Origin of the sequence: Acidicapsa ligni (assembly GCF_025685655.1) — a bacterium.
GTDB classification, from domain to species: domain Bacteria; phylum Acidobacteriota; class Terriglobia; order Terriglobales; family Acidobacteriaceae; genus Acidicapsa; species Acidicapsa ligni.
Window position 1 is genome coordinate 89,208 of the sequence record NZ_JAGSYG010000001.1, and the last position, 26,670, is coordinate 115,877.

The 26,670-nt window shown below is 54.8% G+C and carries 17 protein-coding genes and 1 tRNA gene; 14 read left to right on the plus strand and 4 right to left on the minus strand.

The genetic code is table 11. From position 1 onward, the window contains the following. The first annotated feature begins 453 nt into the window (after positions 1-453). From rpmH to OHL19_RS00420, 5 genes are all read left to right on the plus strand, one after another. A complete protein-coding gene (gene rpmH, locus OHL19_RS00400; protein WP_263351005.1) occupies positions 454-609 on the plus strand; it encodes a 50S ribosomal protein L34 in 156 nt (51 codons plus the stop codon). A 181-nt stretch (positions 610-790) separates the two neighbouring features. Beyond that, positions 791-1,276: a ribonuclease P protein component gene (rnpA, locus tag OHL19_RS00405; protein ID WP_263355596.1), complete on the plus strand. Its 486-nt coding sequence runs from the start codon at positions 791-793 to the stop codon at positions 1,274-1,276. Next, the gene (gene yidD / locus OHL19_RS00410) at positions 1,273-1,590 is read left to right on the plus strand and encodes a membrane protein insertion efficiency factor YidD (protein WP_263355598.1); all 318 of its coding nucleotides are present in this window, start codon (positions 1,273-1,275) and stop codon (positions 1,588-1,590) included. The genes rnpA and yidD overlap by 4 nt, the downstream gene beginning before the upstream one ends. A 4-nt stretch (positions 1,591-1,594) precedes the next feature. Then, positions 1,595-3,424 (plus strand): membrane protein insertase YidC, encoded by a 1,830-nt coding sequence (yidC, locus tag OHL19_RS00415; RefSeq protein ID WP_263355601.1) that lies wholly within the window; start codon positions 1,595-1,597, stop codon positions 3,422-3,424. Positions 3,425-3,622: 198 nt separating this feature from the next. After that, positions 3,623-5,710, plus strand: coding sequence for a S46 family peptidase (locus tag OHL19_RS00420; RefSeq protein WP_263355603.1), 2,088 nt, complete (start codon positions 3,623-3,625; stop codon positions 5,708-5,710). 89 nt (positions 5,711-5,799) lie between these two features. Here the strand turns inward: OHL19_RS00420 and OHL19_RS00425 are convergent, their stop codons facing one another. Next, positions 5,800-6,927: a LacI family DNA-binding transcriptional regulator gene (locus tag OHL19_RS00425; RefSeq protein WP_263355604.1), complete on the minus strand. Its 1,128-nt coding sequence runs from the start codon at positions 6,925-6,927 to the stop codon at positions 5,800-5,802. 106 nt (positions 6,928-7,033) lie between these two features. Between OHL19_RS00425 and fdhD the strand changes: the two genes are divergently transcribed. The 8 genes from fdhD to OHL19_RS00465 all read left to right on the plus strand — a co-directional run bounded on the left by fdhD (position 7,034) and on the right by OHL19_RS00465 (position 18,009). Then, positions 7,034-7,894, plus strand: a complete 861-nt coding sequence (gene fdhD / locus OHL19_RS00430; protein ID WP_263355605.1) for a formate dehydrogenase accessory sulfurtransferase FdhD — start codon at positions 7,034-7,036, stop codon at positions 7,892-7,894. A 176-nt stretch (positions 7,895-8,070) separates the two neighbouring features. After that, positions 8,071-11,079: a formate dehydrogenase subunit alpha gene (gene fdhF, locus OHL19_RS00435; protein ID WP_263355606.1), complete on the plus strand. Its 3,009-nt coding sequence runs from the start codon at positions 8,071-8,073 to the stop codon at positions 11,077-11,079. A 12-nt stretch (positions 11,080-11,091) separates the two neighbouring features. Next, positions 11,092-11,577, plus strand: coding sequence for a DUF1641 domain-containing protein (locus OHL19_RS00440; RefSeq protein ID WP_263355607.1), 486 nt, complete (start codon positions 11,092-11,094; stop codon positions 11,575-11,577). A 49-nt stretch (positions 11,578-11,626) separates the two neighbouring features. Then, entirely contained in the window at positions 11,627-12,835 is a 1,209-nt protein-coding gene (locus OHL19_RS00445) for an L-lactate MFS transporter (RefSeq protein ID WP_263355608.1), read from the plus strand. A 104-nt stretch (positions 12,836-12,939) separates the two neighbouring features. Continuing rightward, positions 12,940-13,029: transfer RNA gene (locus OHL19_RS00450), tRNA-Ser, on the plus strand. 510 nt (positions 13,030-13,539) lie between these two features. Then, positions 13,540-14,577, plus strand: a complete 1,038-nt coding sequence (locus tag OHL19_RS00455; protein ID WP_263355609.1) for a LacI family DNA-binding transcriptional regulator — start codon at positions 13,540-13,542, stop codon at positions 14,575-14,577. A 178-nt stretch (positions 14,578-14,755) separates the two neighbouring features. Beyond that, a complete protein-coding gene (locus OHL19_RS00460; protein ID WP_263355610.1) occupies positions 14,756-16,375 on the plus strand; it encodes a fucose isomerase in 1,620 nt (539 codons plus the stop codon). 26 nt (positions 16,376-16,401) lie between these two features. Further along, the gene (locus OHL19_RS00465) at positions 16,402-18,009 is read left to right on the plus strand and encodes a ribulokinase (RefSeq protein WP_263355611.1); all 1,608 of its coding nucleotides are present in this window, start codon (positions 16,402-16,404) and stop codon (positions 18,007-18,009) included. 83 nt (positions 18,010-18,092) lie between these two features. Here the strand turns inward: OHL19_RS00465 and OHL19_RS00470 are convergent, their stop codons facing one another. Together OHL19_RS00470 and OHL19_RS00475 are read right to left on the minus strand one after the other, a co-directional pair. Beyond that, a complete protein-coding gene (locus OHL19_RS00470) occupies positions 18,093-18,788 on the minus strand; it encodes a response regulator transcription factor (protein WP_263355612.1) in 696 nt (231 codons plus the stop codon). After that, positions 18,785-20,230: a sensor histidine kinase gene (locus OHL19_RS00475; protein WP_263355613.1), complete on the minus strand. Its 1,446-nt coding sequence runs from the start codon at positions 20,228-20,230 to the stop codon at positions 18,785-18,787. The genes OHL19_RS00470 and OHL19_RS00475 overlap by 4 nt, the downstream gene beginning before the upstream one ends. Positions 20,231-20,496: 266 nt before the next feature. Here OHL19_RS00475 and OHL19_RS00480 point away from each other — a divergent pair, with 266 nt between their 5' ends. Next, entirely contained in the window at positions 20,497-23,886 is a 3,390-nt protein-coding gene (locus tag OHL19_RS00480) for a carboxypeptidase-like regulatory domain-containing protein (RefSeq protein WP_263355614.1), read from the plus strand. Positions 23,887-24,053: 167 nt separating this feature from the next. On the opposite strand, the gene OHL19_RS00485 is transcribed toward OHL19_RS00480, so the two are convergent. Then, a complete protein-coding gene (locus tag OHL19_RS00485) occupies positions 24,054-26,609 on the minus strand; it encodes a phosphocholine-specific phospholipase C (protein ID WP_263355615.1) in 2,556 nt (851 codons plus the stop codon). Positions 26,610-26,670 lie beyond the last annotated feature (61 nt).

Sequence of the window (26,670 nt, forward strand, 5' to 3'; positions counted from 1 at the left end):
GCCCTCGGCGCGCAGTGTGTAACTTCGCGTCGTCTCTGTTCTTATAACTGCCGAGAGATTTTCGGACTGGGTCGCCCGAAATTTGCATCGACTTCGTAGACAAAAATTCAGTTCAGCGGTGCGTCAGAATCTTTGGTGAACGGGTCCGATACTAGCACAATTCGCGGGTTCTGCAACCTCTCATTCATATAACTCTGGGAATTGCACCAGCCATGGTGAAACTTGAAGAAACTCTTCGAAAAGACAGGCTGAGGAAGGTGTTTCAGAGCCCCTTCAGTGCCGTTCGAACCAAGACAAATCTTAGCCCGAATTCGGATTCTACACCCCTCCGGCTGGATGGAAAAGCCTCATACAAAACACATCTCACTCTGGATTCCAAACTGGTTCTGCGCTATACTTAAAACTTGCCATTCAGGCACAGATTTTCACAAAGAAGGTTCAGGAGCAGCTCCCATGCCCAAGCGCACATTTCAGCCCAACCGCCGCAAGCGCGTCAAGACCCATGGCTTTCGGGCCCGCATGAAGACCAAGAGCGGAGCAGCCGTACTCAGCCGCCGCCGCGCACAGGGCCGCAAGCGCGTTGCCGTCAGCGCTGGCTTCCGCGACTAGTTTTCAGCGTGGCCGCTCTTCCCTGTGAATTTACGGGTCAGAGCGGCCATTGCTTGAGCGTTAGATCGTTAGATCATCCAGCCCAGTCGTTGCACCGGCTTCATTCCCTGTCCACAGTCACTACCGACTTCGCGAGTAGCGGCACCCGCCAAATTACTTCTGTCGGCAGACGGTGCCAGCGATGACTTCCCTATCTGAGCCTCGATCGGTATTGCCAGCATCGGCACAGGACTTTCGCCTGCGCAAACATGCTGACTATCAGCGTGTTTACAAGGCCACTCGCAAGCAGTTCAGCCCGTCGATGACGTGGTTTGTCGCCGCGAGGCCCACGCTGCCTGCTGTCGAGCTGCAGAGCTGCCCCCGTGTCGGCCTTACTGTGGGCAAGGTCATCGGCAAGGCGCATGAGCGCAATCGCATCAAACGCCGCCTGCGCGAGATCATCCGGCAGCATCTTTGCGAATTGCCAGACAACATCGATCTGATCCTGCATCCGCGCCGTTCTGTCATAACGATGGAATCCGGGAAACTTCAGACCGAGGTTTTGCGTATCTTCCGTCAGGTGGCAACGCAGATGCGGCAATCTGTTCCTCCGGCAGCGGCCAAAGCTGCTGCTCAAGGCACAAATCAGGTCCACGTTCTGGCGCCGCGGCCTACCACTTCGTTATGAAGCGCATTTTGTTGGCGATTCTCGGCTTCTACCGCTACTGGCTCTCGCCGGCTATGCATTCGCTCTTCCCTGGTGGTTGCCGCTACGAGCCTACGTGCTCCCAGTACGCAGTGGAAGCCGTAACCATCCACGGGCCAGTACGCGGCTCCTGGATGGCCCTGCGCCGTCTCCTGCGCTGCCATCCTTTTGCGCGAATCCGCAATGGCGGTTTCGATCCCGTTCCATTCCCCGGCACTCCATCTTCAACCCGACCCGTTACCATAGAAAGCGGCGCTCTTCACGCGGCGCACCTTTGTAACAAACGACAGGACTGAACCTTTGGCTGAACTTCGTAATCCCAATGCTCCAACGCAGGGCTCCGGTGGCGGAGGCGGCGACATGCGCTCCATGATCGCCTTTACCGTTCTGGCCCTGGTCGCACTTCTTGCCTTTCAATACTTCAAGCCGACACCACCTCCGGCTCCGCAGCCGCAACAACAGCAGCAGAGCAGCCAGCCCTCATCGGCAGCGCCCAGCCAGCCAGCGGCGAGTGGAGCGGTCCCGGCTCCGGGTGCAGCGCCCATTGTTGCAGCGTCCTCTGAAACTGAGACTGTAGTCGAGAACGAGCTTTACCGCATCACATTTACCAACAAAGGCGCGCAGGTCAAACACTGGATACTCAAGCATTACTGCGCAGAGTCCGAAGGCCGCAAGATGGACCGCAACTGCAAGGACCCGCAGGGCCGGCAGTGGAATCTGGATCTTGTCGATCAGCCGGCCGCCGCGCAATTTGGCCTGCCTCTCTCGCTGTACACCTATGAGCCAGCGCTGACCACGGAACTCAATCAGGCGCTCTATCAGGCCTCATCGACCGGCCATGTTGCCGCACCCGCGGGCATCATCTTCAAGTACTCCAAGGGCCCGCTGACGGTCACGAAGACCTTTACGTTCAACGACACTTACGTCATTGACACGCAGGTCAACGTCACTCGGAATGGCTCACCGGTACGCGCTCTGATCTCCTGGCCCAGCGGTCTCGGCGATCAGGAAGAAGTGCCGCAGTACAACGCCAGCAAGTTTGACTGGTCGACCGATGGCAAGCGTGATTCCGTTGCCCCGACCAAGGTCAGCGGCAATGCCACGCTGGAGCAGTCTTACGACTACGCCGCGACGACCGATCTCTACTTCACCGCAACGTTCCTTCCTGCTGTTCCTTCGCGGGCAACAGTCGTCACGCTGCACAACACGCTCGACGTTCCCAAGGATGCCGCAAACCCGAACAGCGAGAAGTTCAAGGCTCCTGTTCTGGGCCTTGCAATGGGCGACACCAGCGGCAATACGCATACCCGCCTCTTTGCCGGACCGCTTCAATTTGACGTCCTCGCCTCGATCCACAGCACCGGGCCTGACGGCAATGCCACCGGCGAAGACCTGAAGCCGCTTATCCAGTTCGGCTTCCTCAAGATCATTGCCGAACCGCTCTTCCTGCTGTTGCGCTTTGTCTATCAACACATTGTCAGCAACTGGGGATGGGCGATCATCATCGTCACCATCTTCTTTAACCTGCTCATGCTGCCCACCCGCATCATGATGATGAAGTCATCGCTCAAGATGCAGCGCGTGCAGCCCAGGCTGGAAGCCATCAAGAAGCGCTATGCGCATCTCAAGGCCACCGATCCCAAGCGGGCAGAGATGAACGCGGAGACGATGAAGCTGTACAAGGAAGAAGGCATCAACATGTACGGTGGCTGCCTGCCGCTGCTCGTGCAGATGCCGCTCTTCTTCGCCTACTATCGCGTGCTGGCCAACGTCATCGAGTTGCGTCAGGCGCACTGGGGATGGTTGCCAAACCTGGCCGCTGCAGACCCGTGGCATATCCTTCCGATCATCATCATCGCCAGCATGTTCCTTGTGCAGTTCATCACACCGTCACCGGGCATGGACCCGGCACAACGGCGCATGATGGCCTTTATGATGCCGGCCATCTTCGGCTTCTCCATGTGGACCTACGCTTCGGGTCTGGCGCTCTACTGGGGTACCGGCAACCTGCTCAATCTCGGCTTGCAGCTTGGCATCAACCGCTCGTCGATCGGCCGCGAATTACATGCTCTCGCCGCTAAACGGGCCGCCAAAAAAACTGCGGGCAAGACCATCCAAGGCAGACGATAGCAAAATCCACGCAATGCAAAAACCTGCTCCGGCAATAGCCGGAGCAGGTTTTTTTTCGTCCGATGCATTCGTACTTTCCATTCTTAAATAGAGAAAAACGCCGGTAGCTGCATCCTGGCGGTAAACTATAGTTCGTTCTTCAGATTCGTTCTCACAGGCTGACCTGCCTTCCCATCTTCTATCCACCGAGGTTTTTCGATGCTGAAGCGTTACCGTTCCATTCTGTTGCCCGCCGTGCTGATCGCGGCAATTCCCTTTGTCCAGTCCGCCCAGTCCGCCCGAGCTGAAGAGGGTATGTGGACCTTCGACAATCCCCCGTTGAAGCTGCTCAAGGCCAAGTATGGCTTTGTTCCCTCGCAGGCGTGGCTGGACCATTTGCGTCTTTCCAGCATCCGGCTGAACGACGGCGGCTCCGGTTCCTTCGTGAGTGCGGACGGACTGCTTCTTACCAACCATCACGTTGCACGCGGGCAGTTGCAGAAGAACTCCTCCGCCGAGCATGACTATATTCAGAACGGCTTCTATGCAGCAACGCCTGACCAGGAGATGAAGTCCCAGGATCTCGAGGTCAACGTGCTTGTCTCCATGGAGGACATCACGGCGAAGATCTCGGCCTCGACTAAGAGCGCTTCCGATCCCAAGCAGGCATTGAAAGACCGCGAAGCCGCCATCGCAGCCATTGAAAAAGAAAGCACCGACAAGACCGGCCTGCGTTCGGATGTCGTCTCGCTCTATAACGGCGGCGAGTATTGGCTCTATCGCTATAAGAAGTACACCGATGTGCGCCTGGTCTTTGCTCCCGAGCAGCAGGCAGCTTTTTTCGGCGGCGATCCTGACAATTTCACCTATCCCCGCTATGACCTGGATATGGCTATCTTCCGTGTTTATGAAAACGGCAAGCCGGTTCACTCCGACAACTTCCTCAAGTGGAATGTGAAGGGCGCGGCCGATGGGGATCTGATCTTCATCTCCGGCCATCCTGGTTCGACACAGCGCCAGAGCACCATGGCAGAGCTGCTCTTTGAGCGCGACACCATTGAGCCAGCCGCGATTGCCTATCTCTCCCGCCGCATCACAGTGGCGCAGCAGTATGCCACGCAGGGACCGGAGCAGGCTCGGCAGGTCGCGACACTGATCTTTGGCCTGCAGAACAGCCTCAAGGTCTATCAGGGCCGCTATGAAGCGTTGAAGGACAAGGCCATCCTCGCCAAGAAACAGGCAGAGGAGGACGACTTCCGCGCCAAGATCAATGCCAATCCTGAATGGAAACAGAAGTACGGTGCTACATGGGAGACCATCTCCACCGCCGTGCAGAAGGAACAGCAGATTGTTCCCAACGCATTCTATCGACGTACAGATAGCCGCCTGCTGAGCCTGGCCCTCCAGGTCGTGCAGTACGTTGCCGAAATCAAGAAGCCCGATGGCGAGCGGCTCCCAGGGTTCCATGACGCAGGTCTGGAGTCTCTTCGCTACCAGATGCTTTCACCCGCACCCGTTTATCCCGCGACAGAGAAGCTCTACATGATCAGCGCTCTCTCCACTGGCGTAAAAACGCTGGGTAAAAACGATCCCTATCTGGATGCCATTCTCCAGGGCGGCGACCCCACCGCCGTAACCAACAAGCTTGTGGACGGCACCAAGCTCGCCGATCCAGCCTTCCGCAAATCTTTGATTGAGGGCGGCGAAGCTGCGGTTGCTTCCTCGACCGATCCAATGATCGTTGTCGCCCGGCGGCTGGACCCCATTGTGCGTGAGAATCAGCGTCAAATCCGCGATGACGTCGATAGCATTCTCACGCCCGCTGAAGAAAAAATCGGCGCCGCACGCTTCCTGGCCTACGGCAAAGACGCTTATCCCGACGCGACTTTTACCCTGCGCCTGAGCTATGGCACGATCAAGGGCTATCCCATGAACGGCACCATCGCGCCGCCGGTCACCACCTTTTACGGGCTCTATGACCGCTCCACAAGCTTCAGCGGCAAGGTTCCATTCGACCTGGCAACGCATTTTGTAAATGCGCAGTCCAAACTCAACCTGGCTACTCCGCTTGATTTCGTCTCTACGGGAGACATCATCGGCGGCAACTCCGGCTCGCCCGTTGTTGACCGAAATGGTGATTTAGTGGGGCTCATCTTCGATGGCAACATCGAGTCGCTCGCAGGAGACTTCGTTTACGAGGGTGAACGCAATCGTGCCGTCGCTGTTCATAGTGCAGGCATGATCGAGGCCCTGCGCAACGTGTATGGCGCCTCCGCGCTGGCCGACGAACTGGAAGGCAAGCACTAGAGACAACAGCAGCAACCGGATGCAAGTGAAAGGGCAAGCCATCCTCGGCTTGCCCTTTCGCTTGCGTTCGTTTCATCTCTTTTCAATTCTCAGGGCCGCATCTTCTTCCCCTGCCGCACTGGTCCTTGAACTGTCTCCCCGATGAACATCGTGGATTCCCGAACCATCAGTTCCGGAATCACAGGCACCGTATCAGGATCGTCACCCTGTGCGCGAATCCTCCTCAGAAGAATCTTCGCCGCCGTTGCCCCCATGCTGCGCAGCGGCTGGCGAATCGTCGTCAGGCTCGGGTTCTGAAACGCTGCCGCCTGGATATCATCGAAGCCCACGATCGATACATCCTCCGGCACGCGCAAGCGTCGTTCGCGAAGTGCCCGGATAGCTCCGATCGCAGCAATGTCGTTGTAGCAAACGAGCGCGGTGAAACGATCGTCCGCTTTCGAGAGATCCTTCCAGCGATCGAGCAGTTCCACCGTCGGCGGATAACCCAGCTCCGGCGTCGAGACACGCAACTCAAGCTGCACCTGCCACTCCGACCTGACCGATACCTTGAGTTCGCGCGCCACAGCCATCAGACACTCCCAGCGCTCATCCGCATCTGAACTGTGGCTGCCGCCGCGCATAAACGCAATTTTGCGATGCCCCAGTTGTTTTAGATGCTCCAGGATCAGCTCCGCGGCACGGCGCTGATCCAGCACGACATTCGTCACGCCTTGAATTTTGCGATGCCCCGCTACGGCCACTACCGGCTTCTGCAACTCGTGCTCCAGCGGCGTGTCAATGGCGATGAACCCTTCGACCGAGCGGTCCATCAGCAGGCGCAGATACTCCTCTAACAGGTCCTTGCGGCGGCGATGACTGGCGGTGAAATAAAAATATCCTTCCTCCACCAACACATCCTCGACACCTTCCAGCACCTGCGCCGCGTAGCCATCACTCAACTCCGGCACCAGTACGCCAACTGAAAATGTCTGCCCTTTTCGCAGGGAGCGCGCATAAAAGCTGGGTCGATAGTCGAACTTCCTGGCAGCCTCACGCACTCGCTCTCGCGTCTCTTGGGGAATCGATCGAACGCCCGGCGCGTTGTTCAGCACCAGCGAGATCGTCGCCGGTGAAAGATTGAGATACTCCCCGAGCGTCTTCAGACTGGTCGTCTGGCCAGATCCAGCTCCAGAGCGGGATTCAGTATCCGTACCGATTGTCTTACTCTTGGCCATGCACACTTTGTAGCACTTTCAACCTGGCAATGGCGCAAATATTGTCCAGCAAGCAACGAAATGCGTCAGGGACTATAGTTGAAAAAGCATAGGCGGGCTTCTCTGCATGGCTACCCAAGTCGCTCCACCTCGAAGTGTTCAACTTACCCAGGTCACTGAGTGGAGTGACGGTCAGTTCCGCCTGCAGGACGACGTACTCGCCGCAGAGGAACCCCTTGAAATTCGCATAGGCCAATCCCCGTTGACCGTGACCATGCGCACCCCAGGGCACGACGAAGAACTGGCCGCCGGTTTCCTACTGACGGAAGGCATCCTCGAAGACCCAGCACAGCTCGCGAGCCTGCGTTCTTACGTCACATCCGCCAGCGGCAAGCACAACGGCATAGAGGTTGAATTGCGCGACTGCCAGTTCGACCCCGCGCAGATGCAGCGCAATTTTTTTGCCGCCTCCAGTTGCGGCATTTGTGGCAAAGCCTCCATCGAAGCCATTCGTCAACGTGGGCTGCACGCTCCCAATCCAGATTTCCGCTTCGATCCGGAGCTGCTGTGCACCCTTCCCGACAAACTGCGCGCTGCCCAGGCCGTCTTCAGCCATACCGGCGGACTGCATGCAGCAGGCCTGTTCAGCGCATCTGGAGAACTGCTGGTACTGCGTGAGGACATCGGTCGCCACAATGCAGTGGACAAGGTCGTCGGCTGGGCCATGCTCCAGGGTAAGCTGCCGCTATCCCAGCACATTCTGCTTGTCAGCGGGCGTGGTGGTTTCGAAATCATCCAAAAAGCGCTCGCTGCTGGAATCCCCGCGCTGGCCTCTGTTTCCGCGCCTTCCAGCCTCGCCGTCCAACTCGCGCGCGAACTGGGCCTTACGCTCATCGGCTTCCTGCGAGGTCGCCGTTTTGTGCTTTACTCCGGAGCTTTTCGATGCGCGGAAACCAGGATCTCCCCGGGCCATAATGCAGGACCGTAATGCGGGCCAGTAATGCGGGGCCGTAATTTCTCACTTTGGCCAGGCTTCTTGCACTCTACCTGCCATTGGATTGCTTTAAAAATATTTGTCAAACCAAATTACAACAACACAATTGCGAGCTAAACTCATCCAAATTAAGTGTCGCGAGAAATTCGGCTCGTGGAGGTTCACCGCTTATGTCTTCTTTCCCATTCTCTTCTTCTTCGATTCTCGTCAACGGCAAGCCCTGTGCTATCAAGCCAGGAGAACGCCTCGTCGACGTCATCAATCGCTCTGGTGAAAAGCTCCCGCAGGTTTGCTACCACCATCAGCTTGGCCCCATTCAGAGTTGCGATACCTGCATGGTCGAGGTCGACGGCGAGTTAGTCCGCGCATGTGGAACAAGCGCAGCGAACGGTATGACCGTTGCCACTGAATCCGCGAAAGCTGACGCGGCCCAGCGCGAGGCTTTCGATCGTATTCTCGGCAACCACATGCTCTACTGCACCGTCTGCGACAACAACAACGGCAACTGCACAATCCATAACACCACCGCCTTACTCGCAGTGGAGCACCAGTCGATTCCCTACAAACCCAAGCCGTATGAAGTGGACATGTCCAACCCCTTCTATCGCTATGACCCCGATCAGTGCATTCTCTGCGGGCGCTGTGTACAGGCCTGCCAGAACGTAGAGGTCAATGAAACACTGTCCATCGATTGGGAATCCGCCCACCCCCGTGTACTGTGGGATGGCGGCTCATCCATTAACGAATCGAGCTGCGTTTCCTGCGGCCATTGCGTTACCGTTTGCCCCTGCAATGCGCTCATGGAAAAAACCATGCTGCACCATGCCGGTTACTTTACCGAACTGCCCAAGTCAGCGCTCACCAGCATGATTGACATCGTAAAAGGCATCGAACCTGAGCTGGGTTACGGCGCCATCCTGCAGGTATCCGAGATCGAATCTACGATGCGCGAAAGTCGCACACGAAAGACCAAGACCGTCTGTACGTATTGCGGAGTGGGTTGCAGCTTCGATATTTGGACGCAGGAATCGGAGGCGAATCCATCGGCGCGGCACATCCTCAAGGTCGAACCGGGCCAAGGCTCGTCCAATGGAATCTCAACGTGCATCAAAGGCAAGTTCGGCTGGGAATACGTGAATAGTCCCGACCGCCTCAACAAGCCTCTTATCCGCGAAGGAGATAGCTTTCGCGAAGCATCCTGGGATGAAGCGCTCACCCTCGTTGCCCGCAAGTTCTCCGAGATCAAGGCCGAGCACGGTCCGGATGCACTCGCCTTCATCTCTTCCTCAAAATGCACAAATGAGGAAAGCTACCTGATGCAGAAGCTGGCGCGCGCCGTCATTGGCACCAACAACATGGATAACTGCTCCCGCTACTGCCAGGCTCCGGCTACCGCTGGCCTCTTCCGCACAGTGGGCTATGGTGGCGATTCCGGCTCTATCTCCGATATTGAACAGGCAGGCCTGGTTATCATCATCGGCAGCAACACCGCTGAGAGTCATCCGGTAATCGCCACGCGTGTCAAAAGCTCGCACAAGTTACACGGGCAAAAACTGATCGTGGCTGATCTTCGTGAACACGAAATGGCAAGACGAGCCGATGTCTTCCTGCATCCTAAGCCCGGCACCGACCTCATATGGCTCTCCGCCATCACTCGCTATATTCTCGACAACGGGCTCGCAAAAACCGACTTCCTCAAGCAATGGGTGAACGGAACAGATGCCTACTGGAAGAGCCTTGAATCCTTCACGCTGGAGATGGCGAGCCAGCGCACCGGCATCTCAATTGAAACACTGAAGCAGGTCGCTCACATGATCGTTGAAGCAGACGGCGTCTGCGTCCTGTGGGCAATGGGAGTCACCCAGCACTCTATGGGCTCGGATACCTCGACTGCCATCTCCAACCTGCTGCTGATCACCGGCAATTACATGCGTCCCGGTTCGGGATCTTACCCTCTGCGCGGCCACAACAACGTGCAGGGCGCCAGCGATCATGGAGCCATGCCCAACTTCTACACCGGTTATCAAAAGGTTGAAGACGCCGAAGTTCGCGCGAAGTTTGAGCAAGCCTGGGGTGTAACTCTTCCCCCTAAGCCCGGACTCGACAATCACCAGATGATCGACGCCATCCACGAAGGAAAGCTCAAGGCTATGTACGTCTTTGGCGAAGAGATGAGTCTTGTCGACTCCAACGCAAACTTTGTCGGCGATGCTCTCGCGAAGATCGACTTCCTGGTAATGCAGGACATCTTCTTTTCAGAAACCTGTCGCTTCGCCGACGTTATCTTCCCTGCCAGTCCCAGCCTCGAAAAGGACGGCACCTTTACCAGCACAGAACGCCGCATCCAGCGCCTCTACCAGGTCTTTGAACCACTCGGAGAAAGCCGGCCAGACTGGAAGATTATCCAGGATGTCGCCAATCGTTTAGGTGCTAACTGGAACTATCAACATCCTTCTGAAATCTACGATGAAATTGCCGCACTTACCCCGCTGCTGGCCGGCGTAACCTACGAACGTCTCGAAGGCTACAAGACTCTCCAGTGGCCAGTCGCCGCCGATGGCAGCGATCAGCCATTACTCTATACAGAGAAATTTAACTTCCCCGACGGCAAAGCGCGCCTCTATCCCCTCGAGTGGTCCGAGCCCACAGACCAACCGGATGCCGAGTATGATCTCCACCTCAACAACGGCCGCCTGCTCGAACACTTCCACGAAGGCAACATGACCTACCGCACCGAAGGCATTCGCGAAAAGACACCTTGCACCTTCGTTGAAGTCTCGCCCGCTCTCGCAGTAGAGCGCGGCATCGAAACAGGCACATGGGTGCAACTTATCTCACGTTACGGAAAGGTCAAAGTTCAGGCACTGGTCACGGATCGCGTCCACGGTAACGAACTCTACATGCCCATGAACTCCACCGACGAGCCCGTCAATCGCCTCACCAGCAGTCATACAGACGCGGCGACACACACACCGGCTTACAAGGAAACCTCGGTGCAAATGAACATCCTATCCACCGGCGGACCGAGCCCGTTGCCTCGGACCAACTCACGCTTCGGCAATCCCACTCCGCAGGCCGGCGTTGAAATTGAACGTAAGTGGAAGCGCGCAGACTATCGCAAACCTGGGACCACGTCCAATAGTCCGTACGTCCAGATCCAGCCGCTCAAAACCGTTTAAGGAGACACTGCTATGGCCCAGCCCATCCCTCTCAAGCTTCCGCCCCGCGACCCCAAGCAGGAACTGCAGAAACGTCTCGAAGAAGCTTCCACTGAATATGCAGCCGCGCTTCTCGATGGATACGAGTTACTGCAAAAGCTGCATGAGCACGGCATTTTCACGATTGCGCGCGGAGTTCTAAGTGCGAGCGATAAGTTGGTCGAAAGCGTCAGCTCAGGAGCTAACTCGGCCGAGTCCATCCGCACGATGCGCAACGCCCTCATCCTCGCCAAGATGCTGGGGTCGATCGACCCGGCTATTTTGCAAAGTGTGGCAACGGCAGTGGGCGAAAGCTTCGGCGATGCGAAATCGATTCCATCGCAACCACCGGGCCTCGTTTCCGTGGTTGCAGGCTTTACCGGACCAGAGCAGCGCCGAGGGCTTGGCCTTGTCAGCAACTTCCTCAAGAAGCTCGGTATGCAATTGAAATCAAGTGGGAGCGCCAGCGCCAACCACTAACTTTCTCTAAACCCGTACCGAAGAATCAGAGAACGCGGAAGGATAACTCATGCCTGACTCACGCCGCTGGAGAATTGCATTCGCTGGCTTCCTGATGCAAATGGCACTCGGGGCTGTTTACGCCTGGAGCGTCTTTAAAGCACCGCTCACCAGGCAATTTCACTGGTCTACTCCCGACGTTACGCTGACATTCACCATCTGTATCTTTGTCGTTGGCTTCGCTGCATTTTTTGGTGGCCTCTGGAACAACAAATCCGGTCCGCGCCTCGTAGCGCTCACTGGTGGATTTCTCTATGGCCTCGGCGTCTTTCTCGCCAGCTTCTCGGCAGACAAGCTCTGGTGGCTCTACATCAGTTACGGAGTCATCGGCGGCATCGGTCTTGGCTTCGCATACATCATACCGGTCGCGGTGCTGGTAAAGTGGTTTCCTGATCGTCGCGGACTCATCACCGGCATCGCCGTCGGCGGCTTCGGTGCTGGAGCCCTGATCACAGCTCCGCTCGCAACGCACCTGATTCAAAGCATCGGCGTCATGCATACCTTCGCATGGCTGGGTATCGGCTATCTCATCGTTTCAATGGGCACCGGCTACTTTATGCAAAACCCTCCCGAGGGTTACAAACCCGCTGGCTGGAGCCCAAGCGCAACACTCTCTGCCCAACGCGCAACAACCGACTATACGCTCGGCGGCGCGCTCAAAACCTGGCAATGGTGGGCACTCTGGTTCCTGCTTTTTCTCAATAGCTCAGCGGGCATCTCGCTCATTTCGCAGGAAGCGCCCATCTTTCAGGAACTCACTAAGGCCACAGCTATCGTAGCTGCCGGCATGGTCGGCATCGTCTCGATCGGAAATGCATTTGGCCGCGTATTCTGGGCCTGGATCTCCGACATGCTCACTCGCCGCTGGACCTTCGCTGTTATGTTCATTCTGCAAATCGCGCTCTTTTGGTTATTGCCAAACCTTACAGCTGCCTCTGTTGTCACCGTGATCTCTTTCATCATCCTCATGTGCTATGGAGGCGGCTTCGGCACCATGCCCGCTTTCGCGGCAGACTACTTCGGTTCAAAAAACGTTGGCCCCATCTACGGCCTCATGCTCACAGCATGGGGATTCGCTAGCGCCTTTGGCCCATTGCTGATCGCTAACCTGCGTCAATCAACGGGAAACTATGTCAGCGGCCTGCATATAATCTCTGGAATCATGGCCATCTCCATCCTGCTGCCAATCTTTATCTCTCCACCGCGTCCTCGCGTCTGACGCAACAGAAATCCCCATCGGTCCCTATATAAACGAAGCGACGAAGGACCAAATTTACAGCAATCCGCGGCGTTGAAATAGCGGATGGTTTATCATGGGTGCAAGGAAGTGTGGCCGAGTGGTTTAAGGCAGCGGTCTTGAAAACCGCCGAACCTGTGAGGGTTCCGTGAGTTCGAATCTCACCGCTTCCGCCATCCATTTTTTAAAGCAGCAGTTTATACAGAGTTTGAATAACTTACGATCTCCCGCCAATTACACAGATATTCCGCCACAACAGGACGGAAGAGCTGTCTCTATCTCCCACGATCTGCAAGTGGATTTCTATCCCTGAATTCTAAAGGTGAAGAGAATATCCTGAATTTGTTGCAGTGACAGATGAAAAGACCAGGGTTCGATCATATTGAAAGTTTTCGCGGCGAGTATCCACAGCCAAGGTTGAAATCTCCAGACACTATTTTCATATTTCGTAACGATTCGATTTACAGCTGATCTCGACATATGTAACTTAAAAGCTCATATATTTTAATAACTCTGAACAAAATTTATTTATCTTTTCTTGATTTAATATCCGTCGATATGTATCGTTACGATTTTATTTAAGAAACAAGAACATACCGTTGATTGTGCAATTGGTCCTTGGATTCATGCATACTGATATACGCTTGATCAACAGTCTTGAGCCGAGGGGAGGATGCCGAAGATCGATGTCTGAACGCACAAAGTTCACAATGCGCGATGTGGCGCGCCTTGCCAACGTTTCGACCTCCACGGTCTCCGCTGTCATCAATGAAACCGTTGCCGTAAGCCCCGAACGCAAGAAGCGCGTTCAGGATGCGATGGCGGCGCTTGATTACCATCCTGACGAGGTTGCACGCAGCCTCAAAACCGGTAGAACAAACGTAATCGGAGTTGTAATTCCAGACATTACAAACGCCTTCTATCCTGAAGTAATCAGCGGAGTAGAAGAGGCAGCCCGGCAGGCAGGATACGGCGTACTTTTCTGCAATTCCAGTGAAGATGCGCACAATGAAGCCAGGCATCTAGCGATGCTTTCCGCAAGGAGAGTCGATGGAGTTATCCTCGCATGCTGCGCAACTCCGAGCGCCTTCGATGCTGTAATCCGACGACGATTTCCAATGGTGTTCGTAGATCGGGTTCCCCCCGGCACCATCGGAAGCACCGTTTCATCCGACAATGTAGACGCTGGTTATGAAGCGACAAAACACCTGATCAAGCTTGGCCATAAACGCATCGCGATGCTTATCGGGACTCTGGATTTATCACCCCACCGTGATCGGCTCGATGGCTTCAGAAAGGCAATGCAGGAGTACCACCTCCCGATAAGGGATGAGTACCTGATAGGCGGCGGCGTTCAAATTGAGGATGGCAGGAAGGCTGGCCTTCAGTTACTGGCCTGTTCGCCCTGTCCAACTGCGATCGTCGTAAGCAACAACAAGCTCCTGCTCGGGCTCTTTGAAGCCATTGACAAGCGAAAAATTAAAATCCCCGCTCAATTAAGCGTCGTGGGCTTTGACGATTACGTGTGGAATCGCTATGTTACTCCAAGCCTCACCGTGATCGCACAGCCCACTGGAGAGATGGGGCGGTGTGCCTTCGAGCTATTGCACCAGATCATAAACGCCAGTTCCAATGATGTGATTACAAAACAGATTCAATTGAAGACTGAATTACACGTAAGAAACTCCACCGCTGCTCCCGCTCCAGAGCCTCGTAAAAAATAGCCGCTACCTGATACACAAAAACACGTCTCTCTGCTCAACAAAAACATAGGTTAAAGTCGGTGTTTCCTTGTAACCACTCAAAGCGATAACTCTCTGTGGATCAAATCGTAACGTTCCTATTGAAAACTTTAATTGTGATCCGTTAAAATCCTCGAGTCGAATCGAGGTTTATTCCAACATGTCTCAAACTGTCTATCTGGTCGCAAGCGGAGACCTACGCCCATCCGCCAACCAAGTCTGCTGGCCTGCTCAAAACACCCTGGAACAGGCGCTCACCGCCGCGCTGCAAAGCCTTGGATGCGAAGTCAAGCGAGCGCACCCATTTGAAGCCAGCAAGGGACATGGCTTCATCGATAGCCAACGATATGGAATGGACGTCTTTGCCTCAATTCCCAAAGATGCTCCAGTCATCGTCGCCGAGGCCGTCTGGCAATATACGCACCATGTGCTGCCAGGGCTGCGCTTTCATCGCGGGCCGATTCTTACCGTAGCGAACTGGTCGGGGCAATGGCCAGGGCTCGTTGGCCTGTTGAATCTAAACGGATCTCTCGTCAAAGCTGGTGTCTCCTTCAGCACCATCTGGAGCAAGGATTTCACCGACACATACTTTCTCGATGGCATTCAAGAGTGGCTCGATAGCAAGCACATCACTCACGACTTGAGCCATGTGCGCGATCTGGATATTCACTCGCTGCCCGAAGAATCCGTCACCAATGGTCGTGAACTCGCCGCAAATCTACTGCACCGAAAAGCGATCATCGGGGTATTCGACGAGGGATGCATGGGCATGTACAACGCCATCATCGATGATGAACTCCTGAATCCCGTCGGCGTATTCAAGGAGCGCTTGAGTCAGTCCGCACTCGTGGCAAGAATGACGACGGTGAAGGACGAAGAATCAACCAAAGCGAGACAATGGCTTGACGACAAGGGGCTCCATTTCAAGACCGGTCAGGATGAGCACACGGAGTTGACCGATGCTCAGATTCATCAGCAACTCAAGATGTATATTGCCTCAGTCCGCATCGCACATGAGTTTGGCTGCGACGCCATCGGCATTCAGTATCAGCAAGGACTAAAAGACCAGGTTCCCGCCTCCGACCTGGTCGAGGGGCTCTTGAACAATACGGAACGGCCTCCAGTGTTCGATGAAAAATCCGGCGAAGAACTATACGCAGGAAAGGCTCTTCCGCATTTCAATGAAGTGGATGAGGGCGCAGCATTGGACGCCGTCATAACGAACCACTGCTGGACCGCTCTCGGACTCGATCCCGCCACAACCCTGCATGATCTTCGTTGGGGAGAGCACTTCACGTCACCCGAGTTGGACGAATACGTGTGGGTGCTCCAGATATCAGGCGCCGCTCCGGCCAGCCACTTTGTAGACGGCTATAAAGGCGCGACCAGCGAACGTCAGCCTCCAATGTACTTCCCTCTCGGCGGCGGAACGCTCAAGGGAATTGGAAAGCCCGGCGAGATCGTCTGGAGCCGCATCTTCGTCGAAGACGGCGCATTGCATCTCGACATCGGACGCGGTTCCGTCGTCCGGCTGCCAGAGCAGGAAGAAGCTCGCCGCTGGTCACAAACAACAAGTCAGTGGCCGCTGGTGAGTACAGTTTTCCATGGAATCACGCGCGATTCCTTCATGGCTCGCCATCGTGCAAACCACGTAAGCATCGCCTACGCTCCCGATGCTGAAACTGCAACCAAAGCACTCGCTCTCAAAGCCGCGATGTTCCATTCCCTCGGAGTCCATGTGCATCTGTGCGGCTCCGTGGGCCTCAACTCCACACGCTGATCGATCGGCATACAGGAGCATCTCCAGTGAGCGTTGTAGCAGGCGTAGACTTTGGAACAATGAGTGTCCGGGTGTCGGTCTTTGACAATCTCAAAGGCCGCCTCGGATCTGGAATCGCAGAGTACGAAGTAATCCGAAAGGCCAGCGACAATACCTTCGCGACGCAGAGTCACGAAGCCCAGTTGAACGCTCTTCAACTCGCCATAAGCCGCGCGCTTCAATCGAGCGGAGTCGATGGAAAAGAGATTCGAGCTATTGCAATCGATACAACTGGATCGACAATCATCCCCGTAGGCAAAGATCTTCAGCCTCTCGACGATTACTACCTATGGTGCGATCACCGGGCTTCTCACGAAGCCAGTGAAATAACCCAGGCTGCACGCGATCAAAATCTCGAAGCACTCGCATGGTGCGGGGATGCCTATTCCTCCGAGTGGGGATTTTCAAAGCTCCTTCACTGGCTTCGCAATAACCCCGACAAGCGCAAGGATTTCGTTACGGCCGTTGAGAACTGCGATTTAATCGTTGCTACTCTTTGCGGCATCACGACAGTGGAAGATCTTCCCCGCAGCATCTGCGCCATGGGCCACAAATGGATGTGGAATCCAAAATGGGGCGGCTTTCCGTCGGAAGAATTTTTTCAATCCGTCGATCCTCTCCTCGCTGGCATACGTGAGAAGCTCGGCGGACATTACCAGGCATCCGACCAGATCGCAGGAACCCTCACGGAACAATGGGCTGCACGGCTCGGCCTGCAAGCCGGCATTCCCATTCCAGTCGGCGCGCTCGATGCCCATTGGGACGCAGTGGCATCCCACATTGGCCTTGGCGATGTAGTCAATGTGATTGGAACATCCACCTGCATCATCGGCGTCAGTCAAAATCAAACACTCGTTCCAGGCGTTTGTGGAGTCGTGCCCGGCTCCGTATTGCCGGAATACGTAGGCATTGAAGCTGGCCTGTCGGCTGTGGGAGATTTGTTTGACGGCATCGCGCAAAGAGCCGGCATGACAGTCTCAAATCTTACTCAAGGACTCGAAGAGTATCGGGCCGGACAAACAGGCCTGCTGCGCCTGCCCTGGGATAACGGCGACCGCACCGTGCTGGTAAACCCCAATCTCGGCGGCGTAACCTTCGGCTGGAACAGGATGCACACGGCCAAGGACGAGCTTTTTGCCGCGATTGAAGGCACTGCCCTTCACACGCGCATCATCCTCGAACATATGGAAGCACACGGAACCCCTGTAACTCGAATCATCAATGGGGGCGGAATTCCTCAGAAGAATCAGACACTCAATCGCGTCTATGCGAACGTATTGAATAAGCCCGTTTTAGTGCCCTCTCAAGATGTCACAAGCCTGGGCTCGGCAATCTTCGCCTTTGTTGCGGCTGGCGATTACGCCTCGATTCAAGAGGCTCAAAATGCACTCTGCCCTTCCTATGAGACCTTCCTGCCAGATCCTCAACAAGCCGCGATATACGACAGGCTTTACACCATTTTTCGCGAACTCTATTTCTCGCTAGGTTCTCCGGATTCCACTGCTGTACATATCGGAGCGGTGTTGCCTTCTCTGCGACAGATAGCACTTGATGCTCAGACTCAAAATTGCAGCGTGGCGATTGCAAGCGATTGAATATGAGCCATGAATAGATAGCCTTCTAACGCATCCGAGGAGTGCTAACCACGTGCCTGAGCATCGGCGTAAACACTGACGAGTTATTCTTCACGGAAGCGATAGCCAATATGGCTTTCGGTCAGGATATAAACCGGGTGAGCAGGATCGTCTTCAATTTTCCTTCGCAGTTGGTTGATGACAACGCGTAAGTATTCGCGCTCGTTGCTGTAAAGCGGTCCCCAGATGGACCGCAGCAGATTTTCGTGCCTGACGGGCCTTCCAGCGTGCTCCATCAAACAACGAAGGGTCTCGTATTCTTTTGGAGCAAGACGTATCCGCTCCCCTTTTTTCTCTACAATGCGGCGATTGGCATCGAGCGTGATCTCACCTACGATGCTGATCAGCTCTGGTCCCCCAATCGGGACGCGCCGCCGCCGAATGACTCCTCGCAGCCTTGCCGTCAGCTCCCCTATCTGAAATGGTTTCGTGACATAGTCAAACGCGCCCGCGTCCAACGATTCGACAATATCCTCTTCATCGTCGCGAACAGTGAGCATAATGATCGGCAGTCCAGGAAAGGTTTGACAGATTCTTCGACACGTTTCGTTCCCTCCCATTCCCGGCATATTGATATCGAGTAGGACCGCGTCATAGTTGACCATGCGCAATTGTATGAGCGCATCCTCCCCATTATGGGCTTCTCCGACCGCAAATCCCAATGCGCCCAATGTCTCAAACAGACTCTGGCGAATTCCTGCATCGTCTTCAACAACCAGCACCTTGCTCTTCTGGATCATGTCTTCTCCTTTGCCATGCGTGGTAGCGCGATGGCGAACGTTGTTCCATTTACGTGATCACTCTCAACCCATGTTCGGCCTCGATGAGCTTCGGCGATGCGCCTCACTACAGAGAGACCAATCCCGGTACCGGAGATGGATTTGACCGATTCAGAACAACGATAAAAGCGTTGAAATACTTTTTCTCTTTCGTCATCGGGAATGAATGAGCCCTCATTCTTGATTCTTATGACCAGTTCCGCTTCTTCTTCTCGAACCACAATGACCACCGGCGACTTAGGACGGCTATACTTTGCCGCATTGTCGAGGACCTGAAAAAGGGCCATCTGAAGCAGCTTCCTGTCCGCATATACAGCGTTGCAACCGGAACTCAATTGAAAGTCGATAGGGTGCCTAGCCAGTTCCTGTAAGGATTCGGCGAGCGTGTTTTGAATCAGTCGGACGACGTCAATCTCCTCGCGCTTAACCTTCAGATCGCCGCTATCCAACTTCGCAGTGAGCAGCAGATGCGTGGCGAGATCGCTGAGATGCCCTGCATGGCGATCGATCAAGCCAACCAGTTTTTGTTCTGTACCGGAGAGTGTCTTCATCGCGAGCAGACCGGAACTTGAGGCCCTGATTGTCGTGAGAGGGCTTTTGAATGCGTGTGCCAGACCATCCAGAATGGCAGAACGAAGTTGCTCACTCTGCTTTGCAGCTTCTGCGTTTGCCTCGGTAAAGAAGGATCGCGCCCTCTCGATCGCAACCGCAGCAAGTGAAGCGACTGCATCGACCGAGGCAGAGTCAAGCGAATGTCCCGAAAGGAGAATAGCCCCAATAGGTCTCGTTCCTGATCGCAGTACCCGCCTGGAGATTCCACTGCTCAAGTCGTCTTCGTTTGCTTCAAGAGAAAAAACGGAGCGCACTTCGCCATCGGGGAAATCGCAATCGCCACTCTTGCAATGATGCATCTCATAGGCATTCCAAAGAGCAACGCCTTTAACCTGCAGACTGAAACGCATAAGATCGACGATCTGCTGATCGACCGCCGCGTCGCGACTGATGAGCAGAACATGCTGGCTGAGTTCGTACAACTTCTGCTGTTGAGCCTGGCGTCGCTCTAACTCGCGAGCATGGTTGCTTACCTGATTCGAAAGGCTACTGACGAGCAGAGCAGTTGCTTCGAAGATCAGGATAGCTATCCAATCATGCGAATCCGTGATGTAAAACTGGAACAGGGGTTCGGTAAAAAAATAATCGAGACAGACAACAGATAGAATTGAAACGAGACTCGCTTCTAACAAGCCCCAACGAATCGCGATGACCACCACCAGAAAGAGATGGATGGAGGTCGCGGCAGATAGATTAAAGTGAAGCCTGAAGGAAATAAGTGTAAGCAGCATTGCAGAGGCACTGCCGCCAGCAATCCTGCGCAGGACTACCTTGATAGGTGTGGTAGTCATCCGTTTACCTCTACTAAAACTATAATGAGCCGGGCATAAGTAAACCGTTAGGAAAGACTTTATGCATTGCTGACGGCGTTCGCGATTCACTGAAAGTGTCGGTCTTTTGCCGGCATACGAGGTGATTCAGCATGAGCTTACTTAGAGGCTTTCTTTCACGAAACAAAGCAACACGCATGTCCCCAGTAGAGGATACAGCCGTGTCGCTTCGACAGGAGCAGAACAGCGCTCGTTGCACTCACAGACAGAAGAAACGAAATGTTCTGATGAGTGTTTTATTTGTATCTGGCATTTTCTGTCTGTTGTTTGTTGCAGGGTCGTTTGCACACGCACAATCGACGTTTGGAAGTGTTAGAGGCAATGTACTGGACGTCAGCGGAGCAGCGATTCCAGGCGCGCAGATCGTGCTGCACAGCACAGATGAAGATACAGAACGCACAGTCGATACGGATGCCTCAGGCGCATTCATCTTTGAGAACGTAAAGGCTGGCAAGTACACGCTGCGCGCTCATCGCGATGGCTTTGCCGACACGGTTGTGTCGGGTATCTCCGTGGAAGCACGACAGGACTTGAGACTTGGAGCTACGCTCAACGTGGCGGCAGAGGCGACAACAGTCGAAGTGTCCGGAGCAGCTGACCAGATCAATACGGAAAACGGAACAATCGGCGACTCGAAGACCAATATCGAGATGACGCAGCTACCGTTGAATAACCGCGCAACCACGACAAGTCCGTTAGGCGCCCTGGCGCTGTCTCCCAACGTGCAGACGGATAGTGCAGGCAACATCGCACTCGGCGGAGCAAGCTCCTCCATGGTGAACTTCTCAGTCGATGGCATCTCAACTGCCAACGTACGTCAGAACGGCGCCTTGCAGGACGCCTATCCTTCGCAGGAGGGAATTGCAGCAGTCAAGGTGACATCGTTCAACAACAGCGCGGAGTTCTCTCAGATCGGCGATGTGACGTTCACCACGAAGAACGGAACAAGCGAATATCACGGAAGCGTTTTCGAATATCTGCAGAACCAGGCACTCGATGCCGATCCATATGGCTCTGACTCCAAGGCTCCCAAGAAATTCAATACATTTGGTTTTTCGCTAAGTGGACCGGTCGTGATTCCGCATCTTTATGACGGACACAGCAAGACGTTTTTCTTTGCCGACTATGAAGGCAACCGGCGTAGCACTGCAGTATTCCAGCAAGAGGTAGTTCCAACCGCGGCTGACAGAAGCGGCGATCTCTCCGACATCGGCGGTCCTACAATCGCAGCGACGCAGATCAATGCAACCGCCAAAGCACTGCTTGGCTACTACCCGATGCCAAACGTGCCGGGCGCAACCAATCAGACGAAAACGATCAACTATCAGAACTTTCAAGCAACCCCATCCCACACCGATGGCGCGGACATACGAGTCGATCAGACGATCTCCTCGAAGCAATCAGCTTATGCGCGCTTCAGCCGCAAGAACATATCCTCGGCCTTCGCGAACCTATTCTTGCCGGATGATGTGGACTCCATTCACAACCGCAGCTTGCTGATCTCGCATACGTACTCGATCACACCAAGGCTCTTGAATGAATTCCGCTACGGTTTCACGAATGTCACGACCAACGTCAACTTCCCGATTCAAGGCTCAACCGCATTAAGCCAGTTGGACCTGAACGGCGTTGACATCAGTCAACATCCGTTGACCCACGCGTTTCCTACCTTTAACTTCAGCGCAAGCACTCCCTTCCCAACCATCGGAAGAGACAAGGCAGGCATCACTCAGTCAAGAACCACTCAATTCAGCGACAACCTCACCTACACCTTCGGCAGGCACACGGTAAAGGGTGGCATTGACGTTCGCCGTGTACGCTACTTCGACCTGGAAAGCTTTGCGCCGGAGTTCGCCTCGGATGACTTCGGCAACTTCGTCTTTCAACCGCAATATGGACAGGCCCCAGGGCAGGAGTTTACAGGCAACGCTTTTGGCGACTTTCTCGAAGGCGCTCCGACTACGCTTTACTTCGCCGTCTCCAGCCCGGACGTAGGCGGAACTGCTACGCAATATAGCTTCTTCGGCCAGGACGAATTCCAGGTAAACAGCCGTATAACGCTCAGCTACGGTCTGCGCTGGCAGATTCTCCCTGGCTTCCAGGAAGATGGCGGCAATCTCGCTAACTTCGATCAGCGGAACAACTCGATCGTTGTCCCGGATGCATTGGCCGGATATCTCACCAGCCAGAACATCACTTCTTCCAACATCGCATTTCAGCAGTCATTCAATGCATGCCCGGCCGGTACAGCAGCGGGATCTGTAGTCAACGGCATAAGCTGCACCGCATACGTTACAGCCAGTCAGGACGGCCTGCCGCAGGGCCTGCGCCAGACCTACAAGGGCGATTTCCAGCCTCGTGTCTCGATTGCCTATCGCCCGTTCAACGACACCAAGACCGTGGTGCGCGCTGGTTTCGGTGTCTACACGATGACCAACCTCGGACCGCTCTCGTTTAACAACAGCGGTAACCCAACCTCGAATCTGCACATCTATTCCAACTCCAACTCGGCAGGACAGAATACTCCGCAGATCGTTTTCCCAAACACCGCGCCTGCTACCACCGGCGGCCCGACCTTTGGCGGTGGCGGACTGGACCAGGGAGTGAATCCTAACTTCCGCGATCCACAATCTAACCAATGGAATGTGACCGTGGAGCGGCAACTATCGAATGCCACCTCGCTTCGTGCAAGCTACGTTGGCATGCATAGCTACCGGTTGAACATCACCGAGGATCTGAACCAGATTCCGGCCAGCACGATTCCATACAACTCAGGAGCTACCGCGGGAGTCTTCGTCGATAACCGTGCTCCATACCAGAACTGGACGACGCTCTACAGCACATTCAATGCGGGTGAGGCGAACTATCACGCGTTCGAAGTACAAGCCACTCATCGCTTGGAACATGGACTCTACCTGGATGCCAACTACACGTATGCCAATAATGTAGCCGACAACCAGGGCGATGCACCCAACGCATTTGCGGGTGAGGTCAACTACGGACTTCCGATTGCCGATCATTTCCACGTCAAACAGGACCTCGGAAATGTTTCAGGTACTCGCCACAACCGCATGCTGCTGACTGGTATGTACCAGCTTCCCTTTGGCAAGGGACGCCAGTTCATGAACACAAGCGCGTTCAAGGATGCCATCCTCGGAGGTTGGGATCTGACTACCATCACGCTGCTGGAAACAGGCCCCTGGCTCACCCCGAGCATCAGCGGATCTGCCGATCAGTCGAACACGAACGTCGTTAATCGCGGCGCAGTGCTTCGTCCCGACGTTGTTTCCGCAGGCACTGCGAATGCCGTCACCTACAACAACATGTCTTTCCTGGCTACCCCAGTAGGAGCAGGCCGCTTCGGCAATGCCGGAGTCGGAATCATTCAAGGGCCTGGAACAGCTACCGTAAGCCTTGGCGTTGCGAAGCGATTCACCATCACAGAAAGGGTACATGCGCGCTTCGAGACAACCTTTACGAACGTCCTGAACCACACCAACTTTGCACCACCAGTAACGGCGATCGATAACTCGCTATTCGGACAGTTGACTGGACCGCAAACAGCAGAGAACGCCGGAAATCGTACCGGACAGGCGGCGCTCAGAATCGACTTTTAATTAAATTAAATCCATTGGGGGTGAAAAGAGATTCTTCCTCGCGCCCCCTTAAAACCGCCAAACGGCGAACAGGCTAAGCCTGTTCGCCGTTTGAATTTTGTGAAGCCCAGATGTTCAATCTTCCCAGGCAATCAGCCGGTTGTATCTTGCTTCTCTTATAGCTTTCCTTACAACTTCACGGAACCCAGGTAAGGATCGCTGACACTTTCCCTGCCTGTCTCAATATGACCCGCGTAGCGATAATCAAGAGCAGCTTCCTCTTTTACGTGAATGCGCAAGTCGTACCAGTTGGAGCTTGAGGCCAAATTGATCTCCAGCTTTGTATGGCCGGACGGGCTGCCGCCAGCATTCAGCTTGATCAAACGCTGCTTGCTTCCGTAAGCCATATCGTCGACCACAATGGTAAGCGGATGCTCTGAATCATTGGCGAGTTGAAGTTCGAGATTGCCCGTTGCAGCTCCTGCAACGAACACGGGTTGGAGTTGAACTTTCAGCATGGGAGCACTGGCCGTTCCTCTGAATTCGCGGAAGAAGCCATTCGGACCAGACACGCAAAGGTGATAGGCCTCATCTTCGAAGTCCTCCAGCTTCCACTGCCCCAGAATGCGATCACCGGCGGAAACTGCATAGTCCCACGCACGGCCAGTCTCGAATTTAGAAGAAGATCCATCCTGAGCCCGAACTCGTCCACTTGTATAAACCCGAAACGGCGCGCCTGCGGATCGCTCACCGAACATGGTGCGGCCTGCAGAAAATTGAATATCGAACGTCTTTCGATCGGCATTCAACGATCCCTCGGCCCCGAGTTCATAGGGCAACGCACACATAGGCCGCACGCCATGTTCCTGATGCGGAAGCATGTGGCTGGAGCGAGGATTGGATCGCACCTCCGCGATTTCATCCGCATTCAGCTTCTTGAAGTTATTGGGAACCGGCTTGAATTTCGCCTTGTAGATCGACGCAAAAAAAGGATCACGCTGCACAGAAGAAGGCATAGCGGTCTCCTTCGGTGCGTGTGCTCGGAAGGCCGATGTCAAATCACCGCAGACCGTGCGCCGCCATGCGCTAATGTTGTTCTCGCGAATCGCAAGACCGTTCCGATGACTCACGAACTTCTCTAGAAATTGCAGGATGGACGTGTGATCGAAGGTTTGCGAACAAACATAACCGCCCCTGCTCCAGGGCGATGCAATGACCAACGGAACGCGGAAGCCCAGCCCGATAGGACCAGGACGCCCTTTCCACGGCGGATATACCTCTCGGATTTCGTCTTCCTGCTTTTGAGGCACATATTCAACCGATGAATCGATTCCCGATGACACTTTACCCGTGTCCGCGCGCCCAGGCTGAGGCGGTACGAAGGGCGGCACATGATCAAAGTAACCATCATTTTCGTCATAGCAGAGGATGAAGATGGTCTTCTTCCACACTTCAGGATCGTGCGTAAGAATATCCAGTGTTTCGGAGAGATACCACGCGCCGTACCAGGGCGAAGACGGATGATCTGAAAATCTCTCCGGCGGCACAATCCAGGAGACGGTCGGAAGCTTGCCCGCACGCACATCCTCGCGGAACTGATAGAGCACATCTCCCTTGGGAACCAGCATCTCTCGTTCCGTCTCACCATCCTGAACCTTCATGCTGGTGAGTTCGCGATAATGGGGGTCGCCTTCGTTCGTGGTGAATGCCTTATTGTGGACATTCTTCGCATGCTCGGGCAGGCTGTCGAAGGCTTCGTCTGTGCAGGTCTTGAGTTCATGTTGAACCTGTGCCAGTTCGCTCTGCAAAGATTGCATCTTCTTTGTGTCGGCATCGGAGAGAGGCTGCGGCTGGCTCTGCAATTGTTTCTGCTCGACGGCGATCGAAGCTTCTCTTGCCACCAGGTAGCGTCGGCGCGTACGGGAAAAGCGCACCCGATAGTTCACGAAATATTCAAGAGTGTTATCGTCGAAATTCGATAACCAGGCGTCTTCATCCTCGTTCAATCCCGTAGGCAGACTGATCTCATTCTGATAGATACGCCACGATACTCCCGCCTCTTCCAGCCGTTCGGGGAATGTCTTCCAGTCCAGCTCAAGATCGTATCCCATGTCCTCATTCAAGACGTGCGCCTTGGAATCGATGGACTGCTCCGCGCGAACCGTTCCGGTCCAGAGATGAAGCCGGTTCGGCTCTGTCGCAGTGAGGGATGAGCAGAAGTTCTGATCGCAGATGGTGAATGCATCCGCCAGAGAGTAATAAAACGGAATATCTTCGCGCGTGTAATAGCCGAGCGTGAGAGGCATGTGGGCATACTCTTTATGGCTGCAAGCCTTGGCATCAATCCAGCCATCGTGCTTGCCATCGTTGCGAGCATCCGCCTGGTCTACCCATCCGTGTGGGAGCGAGCCCATCCATGTTGCCTTTGAGTTCTTGATGTCCAAACGAAAGGGCGCAAACGTCTCACCGGCCGCGCTGCTCTGCAGCCATACCGGGTTGCCGTTCGGCAAGGTCATCGCGCGGGGATCGTCAAAACCACGGACACCACGCAGCGTTCCGAATGTGTGATCGAAAGAGCGATTTTCCTGCATGAGAATCACCACATGCTCGGCATCGAGATAAGAACTTCCGGGCGCAGGATCAATAGCAAAGGCTTTCTGGATTGAAGCGGGAAACGTGCCGCTGACAGTACCACCAGCCGCAAGCATCGCAGCGGCTTTCAGAAAATCGCGTCGTGAATTCATATAGCCTCTCTGGGAAGTGATTCTCTTTGTGTTGAAACAGCCAGATCGGAGCAGGCTGTCA